Source organism: Corynebacterium sp. HMSC076G08 (genome assembly GCF_001811515.1).
Lineage (GTDB): Bacteria > Actinomycetota > Actinomycetes > Mycobacteriales > Mycobacteriaceae > Corynebacterium > Corynebacterium hiratae.
On the sequence record NZ_KV805008.1, the window covers coordinates 186,869 to 205,471 of the forward strand.

An 18,603-nucleotide genomic window follows, 5' to 3' on the forward strand; every position below is an offset into this window, starting at 1 on the left:
GCCGAACCCCTTCCCCACCCTCGCCATCAACATGGCAAGAGCAGCGGAAGGGGTTAGCCAAACTGCCGGGTTCGCTTAGAAGCGAACAGCGGAGTGAATCGGCATGTAGTTCAGGGAGCGCTCGCCGACCGGGGTGCCGGAGTTCAGCGCGTCAATGATGGTGCCGTGGCCGGTGTAGATACCAACGTGGGATGCACCGGAGTAGTAGACGATGATGTCGCCCGGCTGCAGGGCATCGAGAGAAACCGGGGTACCCGCGGAAGCCTGCGCCTGGGAGGTGCGCGGAATGGACACGCCAGCCTGGCGGTAAGCCCACGAGGTCAGACCAGAGCAGTCAAAAGCGCTCGGGCCGTTGGCGCCATAGACGTACGGGGAACCGACGGCGGAGCGAGCAGCCTCGAGAACCTTCTCGCCCACGGACTGAACCGGTGCCGGCGCCGGAGCCTCAGCTACCGGAGCCTCCACAGCAGCGGCGTAGCCAGCACCCTGGTCAGCCTTGAAGGCCGGGATGTAACGGTCAATGTTCGGCAGTTGCTTGATATTCGGGACGTTCTCCAGACCAGCAACCTCGAAGCGGATATCGGTCTCCGGGACGACAACCTCAGCTGCATTAGCAGCAGCCGGGACGGTAACAGCTGCGGTTGCAGCAACAGCAGCAGTGGATGCGATGCGACGGGTGTTCAGGTTGCCCTGACGACGGTGCTTAGCCACGAATTTAAACTCCAAATCTTCCTGCGCGCCTACTTTCGCTCACTAGGAGAAGGCAATCCATATGACCACTCTCCACATGACGCGAACAAAAGCTCTGACCCAAGGGCGGGCCTAGCGTTCGACGATGACCCGTTCCTGTAGGGCCATCTCCGCTCGGCCCCCGGATGTTTAGGAGGGGCCAGACGCGGCGCTTAATTCTTCAGTTCGTATTGAGCACCGGTGATGTGTACACCGTGGCGGTAACTCAATGTCTCGAATAGGTTACGAAATCATCACGAGCGATGTCGAGTCAGAAACGCAAAACCGGCTTCGTTACCGTCCCGTTATCAAATGGAAACCTAAACGACACGACGCCCAACGATCTCAGTTCATTACACAAGCGCGACAGGCAGATACTTGCCTTCACCTGCAATAACCCAGAGGGGTTTTCACTTCACACCGCTAGACCTTAGCACCGACCTAAAGCCCCAAAGAGCGCCCAAAAATATACGATGTAACCTTCATCACACTCGTGTAACTCGGCGTCACATCGACCCCATTTGACCCACTACCCTCTCCTGAAACCATGCAACAAAGTGGTTCTCTCCTGCGGTTTTTATGTCGACCGCGTCACTCCCCCAGGCAAATGAGAGGCCTCCGCATCGCCGTATAGCACCTCGATTCCCGGAAATCAGACAAACTAAGAAGAGGTTAACTACGGGTTAACACCTTGACGAGCAAGCAACGCAAACTTGCGAGCCCGCTCTCCCACCCAGCTCGGCGCCCGCAGACCGCTGCTCTGACAGCGGGTACGTAGACGGCCTTACAACTACCCTAAAGCACACGCTCTAGAGGCCTAGGCATGAAAGAACGCTGTATCTAACGAACTCCCCTGGGACGCCCTTCGCGCTCACCTAGCGTGCTCGCGGCGGGGTCTAATGCTTCTTCAACCAAGACAGCTCCAACCTGACGTAGGCCAATTAAGTGCGAAGAAATCCCGCCCCACCGCCGAACAACACTGGGCAATACTGCCAAGAGTGACGTCAAGGTTTACTCACCCACCCATGACCCAGGTCGGTTCACGACGACCTTTCCGTAGTGCACTGCCCATCTCTTCGCGAAACGGATTACCTTCTTTGAGCTCCTCCAACGCCCAACGTCTGGGGGCCTTTATTGACACGCCTGAGGCATCTGACAAAAGGCGTCTGGCAAAAGGCATCAGTCGTAAGGCGTTTTGACGGCTAAAAACGCCATTTACTCATGGCAGATGGCGTCTTCAGACCCAAAAATGCCTTTTGTCAGATGCCTTGTGCAAGTACGCCCTCCTGACTTAGCTCAGCTTCCGAAATGAACAAATGAACCAGGCCGGCTCCAAGGGCCCAGTTCGCGGCCCCGCGACTAAAGGAAATGAGAACGCAAAAGCCCGTTCCTATTCTCTTGTGTGATGGAGAAAGGAACGGGCTCTGTGAGCGTGTTTCAGCGAGTGATGGCGCTAGATGCGGCCATTCTCCTCGTCTTCGCGGCGGTTAGCCTCGTTGAGCTGACGGAACATCTCCGCCTCCTCAGCGTGGTTCTCGTGGCGAATTTCATTGACTCGGGAGACGATAGCGGAGTCATCGGAAGAGAAGATGCCCTGTGTCTCGGAGTCGGCCAGACCAAGCTGGTTGAGCTGCTTCGGAACCGGAGCGCCGGCGTACTCGAGCGGAACCGGGTGGCCGTGCTCGTCCACCGGACCAAGCGGCTGGTGAACCTCGATGAAGGCACCGTTCGGCAGCTGCTTAATGACACCGGTCTCGATACCGTGCTCCAGCACCTCACGGTCGGAGCGCTGCAGACCAACGCAGATGCGGTAGGTCATGAAGTATGCAATCGGCGGCAGGACAATCAGACCGATACGGCCAACCCAGGTCATCGCATTCAGCGAGATCTGGAAGAAGTGTGCCACGTGGTCGTTACCACCAGACAGCGTTACCAGCAGGAAGAAGACGATAGCAGCTGCACCGATAGCGGAGCGAACCGGAACGTCACGCGGGCGCTGCAGGAGGTTGTGGTGAGCGTCGTCGCCAGTCAACTTCTTCTCAATGAAGGGGTAGGCGAAGAGCAGGACAACCATGAGACCACAGAGCAGTGCAACCCAGAACGCAGACGGGATGGTGTAGTTACCGATGTAGAGCTCCCATGCAGGCATGACACGAGCAACACCGTCAGTCCACAGCATGTAGATATCCGGCTGGGAACCAGCGGAGACCTGGGACGGGTTGTACGGGCCAAGGTTCCAGATGGCGTTAATCGTCATGAGACCGGAGATGAGCGCCAGGACACCGGCAACCATCATGCCCATGCCGATTGCCTTGGTGGCGAAGACCGGCATAATACGGACACCCACGACGTTGTTCTCAGCGCGACCCGGTCCAGGGAACTGGGTGTGCTTCTGGAACCAGACCATGATGAGGTGAGCTGCGATAAGGCCCAGGATGATGCCCGGGATAACCAGCACGTGCAGGATGTAGAAACGGTCCAGCATGAGGTCGGACGGGAAGTCGCCACCGAAGATGGCCCAGTGCAGCCAGGTACCGATGATCGGCAGGCCCAGGATGATGGCGGACATGATTCGCAGACCAACACCGGAGAGCAGGTCATCCGGAAGGGAGTAGCCGAGGAAGCCCTCGACCATGCCCAGAAGGATAAGCGCGCAACCGATAATCCAGTTGGCCTCACGCGGGCGACGGAATGCGCCGGTGAAGAAGATGCGCAGCATGTGGGCAATCATGGACATCATGAACATGAGTGCTGCCCAGTGGTGCATCTGGCGCACAAACAGACCGCCGCGGACCTCAAAGGAGATATCGAGTGCCGTTGCGTAGGCGCGAGACATCTCCACGCCGTTCAGCGGGGTGTACCCACCGTCGTAGATGACCTTCGTAATTGAAGGATCGAAGAACAGCGCGAGGTAGATACCGGTCAGCAACAGGATGATGAAGCTGTACAGTGCCATCTCACCGAGCATGAAGGACCAGTGAGTGGGAAAGACTTTGTTGAGCTGGGTACGCAGGACGCCGGCAGCGGAGTACCGCTCGTCCATGTTGTTACCCATCTGTGCAAGTTTGTTACTCATTATGACTTACGCTCCCAGAATGCAGGTCCGACGGGCTCGATGAAGTTGCCCTTAGCAATGAGGTAGCCCTCATCGTCCACATCAATCGGCAGCTGCGGCAGTGCACGGGCTGCCGGGCCGAAGACCGGCTTACCGTAGTGCAACGCGTCGAACTGCGACTGGTGGCACGGGCAGAGAATGCGGTTGGTCTGTGCCTCGTACAGCGAGGTCGGGCAACCAATGTGGGTACAGATCTTGGAGTAGGCGTAGTAATCGCCGTAGTGGAAGTCTTCCTGACCCTTGCGCTCGATAGCCTTCTTGGCATCATCGTTGCGCAGGCGGATGAGCATCACAGCGTTGCGGTTACCGTGGATCGAGTGCATGTGGTTCTCGTAGACGTCCTTGTCCTCGGAGTACTCTGCACCGTCGTTGACATCCTCCGCAGCCAGCGGGAAGACAGTCTCCATACCGCCTGCAGCCAGATCCTCCGGACGCACGCGCACCAGGCGGGTGACGCCACGGGTGGTGTAGTGCGAGCCGGACTCGCCTTCGTGCATTTCGGCGATAGTACCGGTATCGCGAGCGAGGTAGAGCTTGACGCCCTTCTCGTGCAGAGTCCAACCGGAGGTCCACAGGGTGCCGTCACCCATGTAGTTCAACTCGTGGCGCTTCTTCCACGGGTTGTTGATGGCACCACCCAGCGGAGCAATCACGGTCAAGCCGAACAGAACGCTGGCACCGCCAAGCAGTCCCTTGATGGTGGAACGGCGACCCAGAGTCGAGGTGTTCCAGGAGTCGTTCAGAAGCGCGGTCAGCGTGCGGCGGTCGACTTCATCGGAAGGACCGTCGTGGCGGCGCTGAACCGAGATCTCCTCGGGGAGGATCTTCTTGACGTACTGAACGATGGCAAAGCCCAAGCCCAAGATGCACAGACCAGAGGTCAGGCCCAGCAACGGCGTGTAGAGGGTGTGCCACCACAGGCCGTCCTCGCCCAGCATCTTGTACTCCCACGGCCAGAAGAGGTAGACGGCCAGGAAGGCAATGCCCATCAGGACGGAAATGATGAGCCAGAAGGTGACGTTTGCAGCGGCACGCTTCTCGGCGGGATCGCCCTCTACCGGGAAGCGCTCCTTACGGAACGCAACGGTAACATCGTCCAGCTCGGTACCGAGGGCTGCGAGCTCGTCGTTGCTCATAGCATCGAGCTCTTTGCGAGAGTAATTCTTCTTTACGTTGCTCATGAGCGAGATCCAATCCACATAGCGGCAACGCACAGAAGGCTGATGCCGATGATCCACATTGCCAGGCCCTCAGCCACCGGACCGAGGCCGCCAAGCGACCAACCAGCCGGAGACGGGGTTTCCTTCGCAGACTTGAGGTAGGCGATGATGTCCTTCTTCTCATCGGCGGTCAGCTGACGGTCAGAGAACTTAGGCATGTTCTGCGGACCGGTCAGCATTGCCTGGTAGATCTCCTGCTCGTTGGCCGGGTCGAGCGGCGGAGCGAACTTACCGGAGGAAAGAGCGCCTCCCCTACCGGTGAAGTTGTGGCAGGACGCGCAGTTCATACGGAAGAGCTCGGAGCCCTTTGCTACGTCCTCGGCCTGGATCTGGCCGTTGTAGTTAGCACCACGCAGGGACTCCTGCGCAACAGAGCCGTCCTCGTCGTAGACGATGTCGGCGCCGCCACCGTTGGCAGCTACGTAGGCGGCAAGCGCCAGGGTCTGCTGCTCGGTGTAGCGCGGAGTCTTGCGCTCAGCCTGAGCGTCGTTGGACATCATCGGCATACGACCGGAGTGCACCTGGAAGTACACAGAGCCGGCACCGATACCAACGAGGGACGGGCCGCGGTCCTGGATACCCTGCAGGTTGGCACCGTGGCAGGTGATACAAGCGACTTCGTAGATGTCCTTGCCCTCTTGAACGAGTGCCTGGTCATCCTTGGCAGCGGTAGCCACCTGTGCGTCAGGGGTCAGGGCAGAAGCCAAGACACCTGCGCCGGTAAGCCCGATGCTCAGTGCAAAGACGCCAGCAAGCGTGCGCTTCGCCTTGCGGCGACGGCGGGTCTTCTTAGCCGCGGCAGTGGTGTCTTCCACTGCGGCGGGCTGCTGGATGTTATCCATCATTTTCCTTTAGATAACTCGTACATGGAGATGAATGACTGTAGGCCGGTTATTCTCCGGCGACTACGGCCTACTGAACTAGGTAGATGACTACGAACACGCCGATCCACACAACGTCAACGAAGTGCCAGTAGTAAGACACTGCCATTGCCGCGGTGGCCTGTGCAGGCGTGAACTTGGAGCGGGCAATTCGCGCCAAGATAATTCCGAAGGCGATCAGACCCGCAGTCACGTGTGCCGCGTGGAACCCGGTCAGGATATAGAAGACCGAACCAAAGACACTGGACTGAACAGTGAGACCTGCCATGATCAACTCTGTCCACTCGAACGCCATGATGCCCAAGAAGACAACACCCAACGCGATGGTTACCGAGTACCAGAGTCGGAGCTTGTAAACGTCACCCCTTTCTGCTGCAAACACGCCGAACTGAGAGGTCACGGAGGAAAGAACCAGGACACTCGTAATGAGGAAGCCCATGGGCACGTTGATGTGCGCCGTGTGCTCTGCCCAGTCACCCTCCTGGCCGTTCGCACGCGAGGTGAACCACATCGCGAACAGTCCAGCAAAGAACATCAATTCCTGAGACAGGAACACGATGGTGCCGACGCTGACCATGTTGGGTCGGTTCAGCGCGGCAACACGTGGTGCTGCCATACCTTGGTTAGAAACTACGCTCGTCACGCATAACAGTATGGCTGGTCTGACCGCATAAGTCATCTCATTTCCCCCCGATTTTTTTGAGGCCACGACCTAGACCTTCACAGTTTTCACCCCAGGCAGGAACCATAGAGCTCCCAGGAGGTAGTCGGGAACTTTTTAGCGCGCTTTACGACGCCCCATCCCTGCAGGTAGTGAGACTTGGCAACGCCAGTTGTGAAGCCAGCAACAGGTCAAGAAGAGGTACGTTTTGCCCGCAATCCGAAACCGGTCGGACCAACGCTAATGAGATAAATCACACCCGCCACCGCGGGCGAAAGTGCAGGACTGCAACTTTCGGATGACCCCCGTAAAAATGGCCGTTAACGTGCTGGAATTCTAAGCACAGACCTAGAGTTACACACTTTCGGCAAGCCACCCGCTCCCCCAGCACTCCACCCAAATCGAAATTTTTTCTCCCTTTTGGGAACTTTCCGCAACGCACTACGACGCAGTCTTCTCAACGACAAAGCCTCCGCCACTAGGTGTGGCGGAGGCGTGAGAAGTCGTGACGCTAGAAAGCGCGGCAGAAAAGGTTAAGCCTTAGTGCTTTTCCTTCGGAAGGCCATACTGCAGGGACAGGCCAGTCACGGAGGTGACGAGCAGGACTGCGCCCAGGATGATCATCCAGAAGTAGAGGAAGATGATGCCAAGACCCAGCACTGCGATGGAGCCGGTCATGCACAGCGGCCAGATGGAGCTCGGAGAGAAGAAGCCAAGGATACCGGCTGCGTCTTCAGTCTCCGCCTCTTCCCAATCCTCCGGCGCGATGTCGGAGCGGTTATCGGTGAAGTGCAGGTAGCCGCCCAGCATGAGGCAGAGCAGCATAGCGAGGACCAAGCCCACGATGCCGACCCACTCGGTGCCGTACATGTAGCCATCATCCTTGACGTAGTTAACGCCAATGACGTAGACGATGAGCGACACGAAGAGGTAGGTCGCGATGGAATAAAAGACCTTAGATGTTGCACGCATTTTCTATCAGTTCCTTTTCTTATGCCGCTTCAGCGGTGTCGACAAAGTTGTCGGCATCGCGGGTGTCGCGCAGAGAGTTGAACGGAGCGGTGGTAACTGCGTAGGGCTCTTCACCGATGTGCTCGAGAGCCTCGGCGTTGGTTGCCTGCGGGTTCTCCTCACGGAACTTGAGGTACTCGTTGAAGTCTGCGCGGTCAACGACGCGAATCTCAAAGTTCATCATGGCGTGGTAGGTACCGCACATCTCAGCACAGCGACCAACGAAGGCGCCCTTTTCCTCAATCTTCTCTACCTGGAAGCGACGCTCCTGGGAGTTGTTCTCCGGGTGCGCGTAGGCATCGCGCTTAAACAGGAACTCCGGAACCCAGAAGGAGTGGGAAACATCGCCGGAGGCGAGACGGAACTCGATCGGGGTGTCAACCGGGAGAACCAGAACCGGAACCTCTTCGGTGGTACCAACAGTCTCAATCTTGTTGAAGTTGAGGTAGGAGATGTCACCGGTGGACTTACCGTGAATCGGGTTCGGGTTCGGGGTGCCCTCCGGGTCGAGGGAGGATTCCTCGGCAAGCTTCTGACGCTCAGCATCGGCGCCATCGTAGTTCTCGCCATCAACCTTGTTCTCGGCGTAACCGAACTTCCAGTTCCACTGGAAGGCGGTAACGTCCACGGTCACCTCAGGGTTCTTGTCCAGCGCCGTAACCTTCTGCTGAGCCTGAACAGTGAAGAAGAACAGTCCCATGATGATCAGAATCGGGATAATGGTCAGAGCCATCTCCAGCGGCACGTTGTACTGCAGCTGCTTCGGGAACTCGCCCTTGCCGGCCTTCTCAGCCTTCTTCGCATTCCAGCGGAAGATAGCGGTGAGGAACAGGCCCCACATGATGAAACCGATGATCCATGCAGCAACCCAGACCCAGATCCAGAAGTTGTACATCGAGGTCGCTTCAGGGGTAATACCCTTCGGCCAACCCATGCCTAGGAGGTTCTCAACTGCCGTCGGCGCTGCGACGTCACAACCCGCAAGGGCTAGACCGCCCAAAGCTATGACGCCCGCTAGGCCTGCCTTACGGCCGAGGTTGCGCTGCTTACGCTGTCCCACGTGTGTTCTGCCTTTCTGTGCACACAAACTTCTCGAATACTCACAGAGCATTCCTACCCAATCAGAATAGAGCATCCTGCCTGATTTTCAGGCCTTTTCGCTGGACTGTTTGGGCGTTGGACCTGTCCTATAAGTAGTGAACGTACGGAATGTTACCGGCCCACCTGCACAAGATCACGCCAGCTCCCCCAGCCTCCCCCTCCCGGCTATGACCCAATTCACAAGCCGCACACCCCTGCATCATCCGAAAGTTCGCACCCTAACGGGGAACGCGGCGCGGGGTTCGCAGATCGTTTGGCCGCGGCCGTAAAGTGTTCCGGAGATGAACCTTGATCTATAAGGAGAAGCAAGCTTATGTGCGGACTCTGCGCGCTACTGAGCGCCGATCGCAACGCCGCCCAGCACCTGGAAGCTCTTGAACAGTCTCTTCAGTGCATGCGCCACCGCGGCCCGGACGCTGCCGGAACCTGGCACGACGATGATGCGGCTTTTGGCTTTAACCGCCTATCTATCATCGACCTCGAACACTCCAATCAGCCGCTCCGCTGGGGCCCCGAGGACAACCCCGAGCGCTATGCCCTTACCTTCAACGGCGAAATCTATAACTACGTAGAACTCCGCGAAGAGCTCAGTGCCGCCGGCTATACCTTCAACACCGAGGGTGACGGCGAGCCCATCGTCGTGGGCTATCACCACTGGGGTAAGGACGTCGTAGAGCACCTGCGTGGCATGTTTGGCTTCGTTATCTGGGATACCGAAACGCGCACGATGTTTGCCGCCCGCGACCAGTTCGGCATCAAGCCGCTCTACTACGCCACCACCAAGGAGGGCACGGTCTTCGCCTCGGAGATGAAGTGCATCCTTTCGATGGCCGACTCGCTCGGTCTAGACCTCAGCCTTGATAGGCGCGCCATCGAGCACTACGTAGACTTGCAGTACGTGCCTGAGCCAGAGTCCCTCCACGCCAATATTCGCCGCGTCGAGTCTGGCTGCACCGTGACGCTTCGCCCTGGCGAAGAAGTTGTATCGGAGCGCTACTTTAAGCCCCGCTTCCCCATCCAACCCGTCAAGCAGGGCGAGGAGCAGCAGCTCTTCGATAGGATCGCCCGGGCGTTGGAGGATAGCGTCGAGAAGCACATGCGTGCGGACGTCACCGTCGGCTCCTTCCTCTCCGGTGGCATTGATTCCACCGCCATCGCAGCTCTGGCCAAGCGCCACAACCCAGACCTACTCACCTTCACCACGGGATTCGAGCGCGAGGGCTACTCCGAGGTGGATGTCGCCGCCGAGTCCGCCGCGGCGATCGGTGTGGAGCACATCGTCAAGATCGTCTCCCCTGAGGAGTATGCCGACGCTGTACCGAAGATCATGTGGTACCTGGACAACCCCGTCGCGGACCCTTCCCTCGTTCCGCTGTACTTCGTGGCCCAGGAAGCCCGCAAGCACGTCAAGGTGGTGCTCTCCGGCGAAGGTGCGGACGAGCTCTTCGGCGGCTATACCATTTATAAGGAGCCTCTCTCCCTGGCTCCGTTCGAGAAGATCCCCTCCCCGCTGCGTCGCGGCCTGGGCAAGCTCTCACAGGTACTCCCCGAAGGAATGAAGGGCAAGTCCCTGCTCAACCGCGGTTCGATGACCATGGAGGAGCGCTATTACGGCAATGCACGTTCCTTTAACTTCGAGCAGCTCCAGCGGGTGCTCCCCTGGGCCAAGCCGGAGTGGGATCACCGCGAGGTCACCGCACCAATCTACGCGCAATCACAGGACTTCGACCCGGTAGCCCGCATGCAGCACCTCGACCTGTTTACGTGGATGCGCGGCGACATCTTGGTCAAGGCCGACAAGATGAACATGGCCAACTCCCTAGAGCTGCGCGTTCCTTTCCTCGACAAGGAAGTGTTTAAGGTCGCGGAAACTATCCCCTACGACCTCAAGATTTCGCACGGGACGACCAAGTACGCGCTGCGCAAGGCCATGGAGCAGATCGTTCCCCCGCACGTGCTGCACCGCAAGAAGCTGGGCTTCCCGGTTCCGATGCGCCACTGGCTGGCCGGCGATGAGCTCTACGGCTGGGCCCAGGATCAGATTACCGAGTCCCAGACCGAGGACATCTTCAACAAGAAGGAAGTTCTGGAGATGCTCAAGGAGCACCGCGACGGTGTATCCGATCACTCACGCCGTTTGTGGACGGTGCTGTCCTTCATGATTTGGCACGGCATCTTCGTCGAAGACCGCATCGACCCGAAGATCGAGCAGCGCGACTACCCCGTGAAGCTCTAGTTCAAACAACAAAACTGACGGAGCCCTCGCCGCACACTGCGGACGAGGGCTTCATCGTTTTGTCAACGTGACTTTACTTGAATTTAATTGAAGGAATCACCGCAAGCGCAGGAGCCGCCAGCGTTGGGGTTATCGATGGTAAAGCCCTGGGCCTCAATGGTGTCGGAGAAGTCAATCTTGGCGCCGGTGAGGTACGGGATAGACATCTTGTCTACGACGAGGTTAACGCCGCCAATGGTGTCCACCTTGTCACCATCCAAGGTGCGGTCATCGAAGTAGAGCTGGTAGCGCAGACCCGCGCAGCCGCCTGGCTGGACAGCAATGCGCAGTGACAGATCGTCGCGGCCTTCCTGCTCAAGCAGGGACTTTGCCTTGGCGGCAGCGGCCTCGGTCAGGATAACTCCGGTTGCAGACGCGGGAGCGGTCATGATTTCTCCTCTTATATATGCGGAATTTTTCTGGAGCCCACCCTACCCCCTCACAGGTGAGGAAGAAAGGATGCCTCACAGTTCACTAGTGGTTCACAGGTGTCCTGTTCCCTAACCACAACGCTCTCTCCCGCGGGCCTATTCCCGTTATGTCTGCTAGACCTTGTACGCTAAACAGCGTGAAACTTCCGTGGCAAAAAGATGACAAGACTTCTTCCCCCGCCGAGCAAACCCCGGCGCCGGAAGAGCAACCCGCCGCCGAGAAACCGCACCGCAAGGGCTACACGCCGCCGAAGGGCCGCCCCACGCCCAAGCGTGATGCGCAGGAAATCGCCCGCGGCGTCAAGCGTGATCCCCGGGGGATGTCGGACGCGCAACGCTACCAGCATCGCAAGGAGCTTAAGGCTTCCATGTCCAAGGCGGAATGGAAGGAATATAAGCGTAAGGAGCGCGCTGAGTCCCGCGAACGTAACAAGGTGGCACAGGAGCGCATGGCCGCTGGCGACGAGCGCTACTTGCTCGCCCGCGATAAGGGCGAGGTCCGCCGCTACGTACGCGATTGGGTAGATTCCCGCCGCTTCATTAACGAGTGGGTCATGCCCTTTGCCATCGTGCTGCTGGTGCTCATGTTCGTCAGCACCCGGGACCCTCGCCTGTCGCAGATCATCTCTATCGGCGCGATGGCGGTCATCGTTGTCTTTGCCGTCGAAGGTTTCTGGCTCGCGCGCAAGTGCAACAACGCCGTGCGTCTCAAGTTCCCCGGCACCACCGAGGCCGGTTTTGGTCTGGGCTTCTACGCGTACTCCCGCGCCTCCCAGCCGCGCAAGTGGCGCACCCCGCGCCCGCAGGTGGAGCGCGGAGCCACTGTCTAAACCGGAGGACACATGCCTGAATTCACCGCGGTTCCCCAGCTGCGCCCTTCAACCGCAGCTCAACCAAATCGCGTAGCCGAAATTGCCGCGTGGTTGGCGGCAGCGCAGGATTCCCCGCAGGCGAAGCCCCTTCAGCGCCCCCGAGCCATCGTCTTTGAGGGCGCTGATGCCAACGTTGTACCCACTGTCGACGGTGCAGAAGCCACAGAGCACTCCCTCAGCGATGCAGATCGGTGGCGCGATAATCTCTTCAGCGCTGCGCAGCGGGCAGGAGCGGGCATCGACTTCGTCGAATGCAGCGCAGAGTCCACCAGCACTGAGCCTGGTGCCCCCTCTGCCGCTATGTCCCCGGCAGAGTGCGAGTCACACATCGAACTCGGCATGGCTACGGCTGACCGAGAGATCGATTCGGGCACTGATCTGCTCATCACGTCTGATTTTGGTATCGGCGCAAGCACAGTCGCCGCCAGCGTCATGGGCCGGATTACCCATACCGAACCGGTGGCGATTGTGGGGACGAATACTCTGGCCAGCGGTATTACGGATGCGATGTGGAAGGCCCGCGTGAGCGTTGTGCGTGACTCGATGTTCCGCGCCCGCAACCTGGAGGGCTGGGAGGTCGTGCAGACCATCGGCTCCCCGAATCTCGCAGCGCTGGCGGGTTTCATCGCGCAGGCCACGGCGCGGCGAACGCCAGTGCTTATCGACGGCCCCCTGGCCGCCACCGCCGCCGTCCTGGCCGAGCGCACCGCGCCCGGCGTGAGAGGCTGGCTGCGCGCAGGGACGACCACCCCCGAACCGGCGTATGCGCTTGCTCTCAAAGAGCTGGGACTAACCCCACTGCTTGATTTAAACCTGAGCGAAGGTTTCCCCCTCGGCGCGCTCGCGGCCTTGCCGCTGGTGCAGCTGGCCGCCGAGCTTGCCTAAGCGAATTGCGCTCTAAGCCTCCACCAGCGTGTGCAGCCAGCCGTGGGTATCCTCCACGGACCCGCGCTGGATGCCGGTGAGGCGCTCGCGCAGAGCCATCGTCGTAGCGCCGGCCTCATCGTTGTTGATGTGGAAATCGGTCTCGTCGCCCATGACGTGGCCCACCGGGGTAATAACGGCTGCGGTGCCGCAGGCAAAGGCCTCCACCATGGCGCCGGAAGCAACGTCCTGCTCCCACTCCTTGTAGGTGATGCGGCGCTCTTCGACCTTCAGCCCCATGTCCTTAGCAACCTGCAGAAGCGAGGCGCGGGTAATGCCCGGCAGCAGCGAACCCGACAGCGCCGGGGTCACCAGGGTTTGGTTGCCTTCCTCGCCGTAGACAAAGGCCAGGTTCATGCCACCCATTTCCTCGATGTAGGTGCGGTCGATGGCGTCCAGCCACACCACCTGGTCGCAGCCCTTCTCCGCGGCCTGCGCCTGGGCGAGCAGTGAGGCCGCATAATTGCCGGCGAACTTGGCCGTGCCCGTGCCGCCGGGAGCAGCGCGGACGTAGTCGGTGGATAGCCAGACGGACACCGGCTTGATGCCGCCGGAGAAGTACGCGCCTGCCGGGGAGGCGATGACGACATAGCGGTAGGAGTGCGCCGGGTGCACGCCCAGGGACACATCGGTGGCGATCATGAAAGGGCGGAAATACAGGGCTGCCTCGCCGCCAGCTTCGGGGACCCAGGCCTGGTCGATGTCGACAAGCTGGCGCAGGGACTCAATGAACTCCTCTTCCGGCAGCTGCGGCATAGCCATGCGCTCAGCGGAAGCCTGCAGACGCTGCGCGTTCTGCTCCGGGCGGAAGGTGGCGATGCTGCCATCTGGCTGGCGGTAGGCCTTGATGCCCTCGAAGATGGCCTGGCCATAGTGGAAGACGGTGGACGCCGGATCCATGCTAAACGGCGCGTAGGGGCGTACCTGCGCGTCGTGCCATCCCTTGTCCTCAGTCCAGTCAATCGTCACCATGTGGTCGGTGAAGTACTTACCAAAGCCCGGGTTCGCCAGAATCTCCTGCAGGCGCTCCGGGGAGGTGGGGGTTTCAGTTCGCGTCACGGTGTAATTCAACATGGATTACAGCGTACTCCTTAGCCCCCTATAGAGATGCAGAAATGCCCTAGCTAGATCACCACTCCTTGAGTCCACTCGGCGAGCCCACAAGCCCCGCTGCCACCCCACCCCACTCCCACCGTAATCCCACTGTAATCCCAGTACGTTCCACACCATAGACACGGGTAGTGTGTGAGGAGTATCCCATTGTCACTTTTCTCAAGGAGGACATCGTGGCTTCTTCCACGTTCGAACTGCCCGCACGCGGCTCTTTCCCCACCGTTGAGCTGGCCAAGAAGGCTCCCAAGCAGGCAGATGCCCTGCTGATCGCCACCTTCGCCGGCGAGGAGGGACTCGAGGTGCCGGGCACCTCTCTTCTCAGCTCGTCCGCACTGCGCTCGACGTACGAGGCTCTCGCGGCCGTGGGCGCGACGGGCAAGGCCGGGGAAATCGTGAAGGTTCCCGCCCCGCAGAAGGCAGGGGCTGCGCAGGTCATTGCGCTGGGCTTGGGCGATGTCGAGGAACTCGACGCCGAGGCCCTGCGCCGCGCCGCCGGCTCCGTGGCCCGCGCCACCGCAGGCGTGGGCACCATCGTGACCAGCCTGGCGGACTTCGGCGTTTCTGCTGCTGTCGAGGGTCTCATCCTCGGCGGCTACGCTTATCGCGGCATTCGCTCCACCGAACTGGAGGAGAAGGAACAACCAGCCACTTTCGTGGTGGTGGCTGATAAGTCTGTCTCCGAAGAATTCGAGGCAGCCCGCACCGTGGCCGAGTCTGTCTTGCTTGCCCGCGACCTCGTGAATGCCCCCGCCAACGAGCTCTACCCGGAGTCCTACGCCGCATTCCTTTCCGGCCAGGCAAAGGAAGCCGGTCTTGACGTCGAGGTGCTCGATGAAAAGCAGCTGGAGAAGCAGGGCTTCGGCGGCATCCTCGCGGTAGGCAAGGGTTCTGCCCGCCCGCCGCGTCTGGTGCGCCTGAGCTGGAAGCCCAAGAAGGCCAAGAAACACGTGGCTCTTGTAGGTAAGGGCATTACCTTCGATACCGGCGGTATCTCCCTGAAGCCGGGCAATGGCATGTGGGACATGATCTCTGACATGGGCGGCTCTGCTGCGATGGCGGCCACCATCATCGCGGCGGCCAAGCTGAAGCTGCCGGTTCAGATCACCGCTACCCTGCCGCTGGCTGAGAACATGCCGGGCTCTGGTGCTACCCGCCCGGGAGATGTCATTACCCACTACGGCGGCCTGACTTCCGAGGTCCTCAACACCGACGCTGAGGGCCGCCTCGTGCTGTCGGACGCCATCGCGCGCGCCAGCGAGGACAAGCCGGATTACCTCATTGAGACCGCGACACTCACCGGCGCACAGATCGTGGCGCTGGGTTCGCGCACCTCCGGCATCATGGGCTCCGAGGTTTTCCGCGATCGCCTCGCCGAAATCGGCCGCGAAGTGGGCGAGAACGCCTGGGCCATGCCGCTGCTGGAGGAGCACGACGAGGAGATCAAGTCCCAGGCCGCAGACATCCGCAATATCAACGCCAAGCGCGAGGGCGGCATGGAGTTCGCCGGCACCTACCTCAAGCAGTTCGTGGGCGAGGGCATCGAGTGGGCCCACATCGATATCGCCGGCCCCTCTTGGAACGGTTCCGCCCCGCGCGGCTACACCCCGAAGCGCGCCACCGGAGTTCCGGTGCGCACCGTGGTCGCAGCGCTGCGCGAGATCGCAGAAGCCTAAATCAGAGCGGCTTCCATGCGGCCCCTCGTGTGAGCGGCTTTAGGCCGCTCACACCTCTTCGCCGGCGATGACGTAGTCCTCCTTATCCGCCAATGGGAGGACCGTACCGTCGGACATGGCGCGGTCGGTGACGAGCCCGTCGTCGTCGACAAGCGCGACCTCGTTGCCTTCCTCACGCAGCCGGCGCAGGCCTTCCTTGAGCATGCGCCGGCCCACCTTGTGCAGGCCAGAGACCTGGGAGAAGTCCAAGGCCAAGCGCTTGCCGGAGAACTGGCGCTCCTCCAGTTCGTGGAGGATGGCTTCGGTGGCGGTGAAGTTGATATGACCTTGTAGGCGGATAATCGCGGTGTCGTCGTCCTCGTCGACGCTGCGAACTGGGTGCACACCAAAGCGGTTTTCCGTGGACATCAAGTGCAGGCCCATGTCCGAGGAGAGCTCGCGGAAGATTTCGGTTCCGCGCACGCTATTTCCCTGCTCATCGAGACGCGGCGAGAACGTCGCCACGCCGATCTGCCCCGGCAGCGTTCCAATGAGTCCTCCGGATACGCCGGACTTAGCGGGGATTCCCACCTCTGCCATCCAGCGCCCAGCACCGTCGTACATGCCGCAGGAACTCATCACCGCCAGCGTCATGCGGCAGACGTCGGCGTCCAAAATCTTCTCCCCCGTTACCGGCTGGCGGCCACCATTAGCCAGGGTCGCGGTCATGACGGCGAGGTCGCGCACGTCCACCGACAGAGCACACTGCGAGGTATAGGACAGCACGGCGTCGTGGGCATCGTCCTGGATGATGCCGTAGGAGCGCAGCATATGTGCCAGGGACAGGTTGCGCTCAGCGTGCTCAAGTTCCGAGTCGCACAGGCGCTTATCGACGTCCACCTCGCGCCCCGCCAACTGGGATATGAAGGCGCGGATCTTTTCCACGCGGTCCTCCACGGTCGACTCCACCCCATTAATCAGCTGATTGACCACGATGGCACCTGCATTGATCATCGGGTTCAGGGGGCGGTGGTCCTTGGCTAGGGATAACTCATTGAAGGCCTGCCCCGAGGGCTCGAGTCCTACCACCTCACGAACCGCGTCAGGGCCGAACTCGCTCAGAGCGAGGGCATAGACGAAGGGCTTGGAAATGGACTGGATGGTAAAGCGGGTCTCTGCGTCACCGGCGCTGTAGAGGTGGCCCGTCACAGAGCACAGCGCAGCCCCCAGCTGCTCGGGGTTTGCGGCAGCCAGCTCCGGGATATAGTCCGCGACTTCTCCGGAATCGTGATCGTGAACGCCATCAAGGATCTTCTGTAGATAAAAAGGAATCGGTGTTTTCATCGTTTCCCAGCGTATAGAATTGCCGCGTATGACACCTGCACTCATCATTGTCGACGTCCAACATGACTTCTGCCCCGGCGGAGCCCTCGCCACCGAGCGCGGAAATGAGGTGGCCGATCGCATCGGTGCCCTCCAGCCTTCCTACGACACTGTCGTTGCCACGCAGGACTGGCACATCGATCCGGGTACCCACTTCTCCGAGAATCCAGACTTCGTTGATACCTGGCCCGCGCACTGCGTGGCCGATTCCTTCGGCGCCGCGATGCACGAAGCGATCGGGCCCGCCCAGGCCTATTTCAAGAAGGGTGAATATACCGCTGCGTATTCCGGTTTCGAAGGCGCGGCCGACGGCGTTCCCCTGGCAGAGTGGCTGCGCGAGCACGACATCACCGCCGTGGACATCGTGGGCATCGCTACCGATCACTGCGTGCGCGCCACCGCTGCCGACGCCCTTGCGGAGGGATTCACGGTGCGTGTGCTGGCGGATTACTGCGCGCCTGTCGACGAGGCCCGCGGCGCCGCCGCTCTGGAAGAGCTTGAGAAGGCAGGCGCCACCATCATTACTGGCTAGGCAGCACCCTTCTAATTGCCGTCCTGGCCATTCTGCTGCTGTCGCTGTTCAAACCGCTGACGGCGCTCGCGTTGTTCCTCCCGCTTGCGCAGAATGCGCTCTCGCTCGATGCGCTCGCGCATGCGCTGGGGGTAACCAGTCTCTTCGACGTCATAGACATCGCAGCGCAGAAGCTTAGCCACCGCGTCGATGCCTTTGGGCCCACCAATGCGACGGCGGATGAAGGCGCCGTTTTCATCCACCACAACGACAGACATCTCGTTGACCACGGTCTCCGGTTCAATAAAGGCCTCAATAAAGGCACGTCCCTGAGCCCAGGCTTGAAGCTCTTGGGCGTCTTCTGCGCGAATGGTCTCCCCCGGTGCGCGGGGCGGGCGCAGTTGGGACTTGGAGCTGTTGCGGCGGAAGGGGTTGAACATGGCTCTTTAGCCTACCGGAGGCCACCTTCAGCCACTTCGTGCGGAGGATTCCCTAATTCACCCCACCCGTGCGCACCTTTTATAAACACGCTGTAGAATCAAACACTAGCGTTTCACTAATTCCAACTTTCGAGGAGTCTTAACACTTATGGCACACTCTGTTGTGATGCCCGAACTGGGCGAATCCGTAACCGAAGGCACGATTACCCAGTGGCTGAAATCCGTCGGTGACACCGTCGAGGTCGACGAGCCGTTGCTCGAGGTCTCCACCGACAAGGTCGACA

Annotated in this window: 17 protein-coding genes; 6 read left to right on the forward strand and 11 right to left on the reverse strand. The window is 60.2% G+C overall.

Annotated features, from left to right (window positions below):
• Positions 1–75: 75 nt before the first annotated feature.
• The 7 genes from HMPREF2806_RS01465 to HMPREF2806_RS01495 form a co-directional block, all read right to left on the reverse strand.
• Positions 76–711, reverse strand: a complete 636-nt coding sequence (locus HMPREF2806_RS01465) for a C40 family peptidase (protein WP_046648126.1) — start codon at positions 709–711, stop codon at positions 76–78.
• A gap of 1,471 nt (positions 712–2,182) precedes the next feature.
• A complete protein-coding gene (locus HMPREF2806_RS01470; RefSeq protein ID WP_046647943.1) occupies positions 2,183–3,805 on the reverse strand; it encodes a cytochrome bc1 complex cytochrome b subunit in 1,623 nt (540 codons plus the stop codon).
• Positions 3,805–5,025, reverse strand: a complete 1,221-nt coding sequence (locus HMPREF2806_RS01475) for a cytochrome bc1 complex Rieske iron-sulfur subunit (protein WP_070515785.1) — start codon at positions 5,023–5,025, stop codon at positions 3,805–3,807. Before HMPREF2806_RS01475 ends, HMPREF2806_RS01470 begins: the two co-directional genes overlap by 1 nt.
• The gene (locus HMPREF2806_RS01480) at positions 5,022–5,909 is read right to left on the reverse strand and encodes a cytochrome bc1 complex diheme cytochrome c subunit (RefSeq protein ID WP_029159009.1); all 888 of its coding nucleotides are present in this window, start codon (positions 5,907–5,909) and stop codon (positions 5,022–5,024) included. The genes HMPREF2806_RS01475 and HMPREF2806_RS01480 overlap by 4 nt, the downstream gene beginning before the upstream one ends.
• Positions 5,910–5,976: 67 nt before the next feature.
• Entirely contained in the window at positions 5,977–6,561 is a 585-nt protein-coding gene (locus tag HMPREF2806_RS01485) for an aa3-type cytochrome oxidase subunit III (protein WP_010190575.1), read from the reverse strand.
• Between the two features lie 585 nt (positions 6,562–7,146).
• On the reverse strand, positions 7,147–7,578 hold the full coding sequence (locus tag HMPREF2806_RS01490; protein ID WP_046647941.1) for an aa3-type cytochrome oxidase subunit IV: 432 nt from the start codon (positions 7,576–7,578) through the stop codon (positions 7,147–7,149).
• A gap of 19 nt (positions 7,579–7,597) precedes the next feature.
• Complete coding sequence (locus tag HMPREF2806_RS01495) at positions 7,598–8,677, reverse strand: aa3-type cytochrome oxidase subunit II (protein WP_070515787.1); 1,080 nt, start codon at positions 8,675–8,677, stop codon at positions 7,598–7,600.
• A gap of 354 nt (positions 8,678–9,031) precedes the next feature.
• Between HMPREF2806_RS01495 and asnB the strand changes: the two genes are divergently transcribed.
• Entirely contained in the window at positions 9,032–10,954 is a 1,923-nt protein-coding gene (gene asnB, locus HMPREF2806_RS01500) for an asparagine synthase (glutamine-hydrolyzing) (protein ID WP_046647940.1), read from the forward strand.
• Between the two features lie 83 nt (positions 10,955–11,037).
• On the opposite strand, the gene HMPREF2806_RS01505 is transcribed toward asnB, so the two are convergent.
• Positions 11,038–11,382 (reverse strand): HesB/IscA family protein, encoded by a 345-nt coding sequence (locus tag HMPREF2806_RS01505; protein WP_070512402.1) that lies wholly within the window; start codon positions 11,380–11,382, stop codon positions 11,038–11,040.
• Positions 11,383–11,561: 179 nt separating this feature from the next.
• Between HMPREF2806_RS01505 and HMPREF2806_RS01510 the strand changes: the two genes are divergently transcribed.
• On the forward strand, positions 11,562–12,254 hold the full coding sequence (locus HMPREF2806_RS01510; protein WP_070515789.1) for a DUF3043 domain-containing protein: 693 nt from the start codon (positions 11,562–11,564) through the stop codon (positions 12,252–12,254).
• Positions 12,255–12,266: 12 nt separating this feature from the next.
• On the forward strand, positions 12,267–13,181 hold the full coding sequence (locus HMPREF2806_RS01515; RefSeq protein ID WP_070515791.1) for a nicotinate-nucleotide--dimethylbenzimidazole phosphoribosyltransferase: 915 nt from the start codon (positions 12,267–12,269) through the stop codon (positions 13,179–13,181).
• 12 nt (positions 13,182–13,193) lie between these two features.
• Here HMPREF2806_RS01515 and HMPREF2806_RS01520 read toward each other — a convergent pair whose 3' ends face one another.
• Positions 13,194–14,294, reverse strand: a complete 1,101-nt coding sequence (locus HMPREF2806_RS01520) for a branched-chain amino acid aminotransferase (RefSeq protein WP_070515793.1) — start codon at positions 14,292–14,294, stop codon at positions 13,194–13,196.
• A 212-nt stretch (positions 14,295–14,506) separates the two neighbouring features.
• Here HMPREF2806_RS01520 and HMPREF2806_RS01525 point away from each other — a divergent pair, with 212 nt between their 5' ends.
• Positions 14,507–16,006, forward strand: coding sequence for a leucyl aminopeptidase (locus tag HMPREF2806_RS01525; protein ID WP_070515811.1), 1,500 nt, complete (start codon positions 14,507–14,509; stop codon positions 16,004–16,006).
• Between the two features lie 48 nt (positions 16,007–16,054).
• Here HMPREF2806_RS01525 and HMPREF2806_RS01530 read toward each other — a convergent pair whose 3' ends face one another.
• The gene (locus HMPREF2806_RS01530) at positions 16,055–17,329 is read right to left on the reverse strand and encodes a glutaminase (protein WP_046647935.1); all 1,275 of its coding nucleotides are present in this window, start codon (positions 17,327–17,329) and stop codon (positions 16,055–16,057) included.
• A 28-nt stretch (positions 17,330–17,357) separates the two neighbouring features.
• Between HMPREF2806_RS01530 and HMPREF2806_RS01535 the strand changes: the two genes are divergently transcribed.
• The gene (locus HMPREF2806_RS01535) at positions 17,358–17,900 is read left to right on the forward strand and encodes an isochorismatase family protein (RefSeq protein WP_070515796.1); all 543 of its coding nucleotides are present in this window, start codon (positions 17,358–17,360) and stop codon (positions 17,898–17,900) included.
• An 11-nt stretch (positions 17,901–17,911) separates the two neighbouring features.
• Here HMPREF2806_RS01535 and HMPREF2806_RS01540 read toward each other — a convergent pair whose 3' ends face one another.
• Complete coding sequence (locus HMPREF2806_RS01540; RefSeq protein ID WP_070512383.1) at positions 17,912–18,319, reverse strand: oxidoreductase; 408 nt, start codon at positions 18,317–18,319, stop codon at positions 17,912–17,914.
• Positions 18,320–18,467: 148 nt separating this feature from the next.
• Here HMPREF2806_RS01540 and HMPREF2806_RS12930 point away from each other — a divergent pair.
• A partial coding sequence (locus tag HMPREF2806_RS12930; RefSeq protein WP_304440900.1) for a biotin/lipoyl-containing protein occupies positions 18,468–18,603 on the forward strand: 136 nt, incomplete at its 3' end.

What these genes read in the sequence shown, in the direction of transcription:
- HMPREF2806_RS01470 (WP_046647943.1), bottom strand. Translation starts at nt 3,805, where the DNA reads ATGAGTAACAAACTTGCACAGATGGGTAACAACATGGACGAGCGGTAC.
- HMPREF2806_RS01475 (WP_070515785.1), bottom strand. Translation starts at nt 5,025, where the DNA reads ATGAGCAACGTAAAGAAGAATTACTCTCGCAAAGAGCTCGATGCTATG.
- HMPREF2806_RS01480 (WP_029159009.1), bottom strand. Translation starts at nt 5,909, where the DNA reads ATGATGGATAACATCCAGCAGCCCGCCGCAGTGGAAGACACCACTGCC.
- HMPREF2806_RS01485 (WP_010190575.1), bottom strand. Translation starts at nt 6,561, where the DNA reads ATGGCAGCACCACGTGTTGCCGCGCTGAACCGACCCAACATGGTCAGC.
- HMPREF2806_RS01490 (WP_046647941.1), bottom strand. Translation starts at nt 7,578, where the DNA reads ATGCGTGCAACATCTAAGGTCTTTTATTCCATCGCGACCTACCTCTTC.
- asnB (WP_046647940.1), top strand. Translation starts at nt 9,032, where the DNA reads ATGTGCGGACTCTGCGCGCTACTGAGCGCCGATCGCAACGCCGCCCAG.
- HMPREF2806_RS01505 (WP_070512402.1), bottom strand. Translation starts at nt 11,382, where the DNA reads ATGACCGCTCCCGCGTCTGCAACCGGAGTTATCCTGACCGAGGCCGCT.
- HMPREF2806_RS01515 (WP_070515791.1), top strand. Translation starts at nt 12,267, where the DNA reads ATGCCTGAATTCACCGCGGTTCCCCAGCTGCGCCCTTCAACCGCAGCT.
- HMPREF2806_RS01520 (WP_070515793.1), bottom strand. Translation starts at nt 14,294, where the DNA reads ATGTTGAATTACACCGTGACGCGAACTGAAACCCCCACCTCCCCGGAG.
- HMPREF2806_RS01530 (WP_046647935.1), bottom strand. Translation starts at nt 17,329, where the DNA reads ATGAAAACACCGATTCCTTTTTATCTACAGAAGATCCTTGATGGCGTT.
- HMPREF2806_RS01535 (WP_070515796.1), top strand. Translation starts at nt 17,358, where the DNA reads ATGACACCTGCACTCATCATTGTCGACGTCCAACATGACTTCTGCCCC.
- HMPREF2806_RS01540 (WP_070512383.1), bottom strand. Translation starts at nt 18,319, where the DNA reads ATGTTCAACCCCTTCCGCCGCAACAGCTCCAAGTCCCAACTGCGCCCG.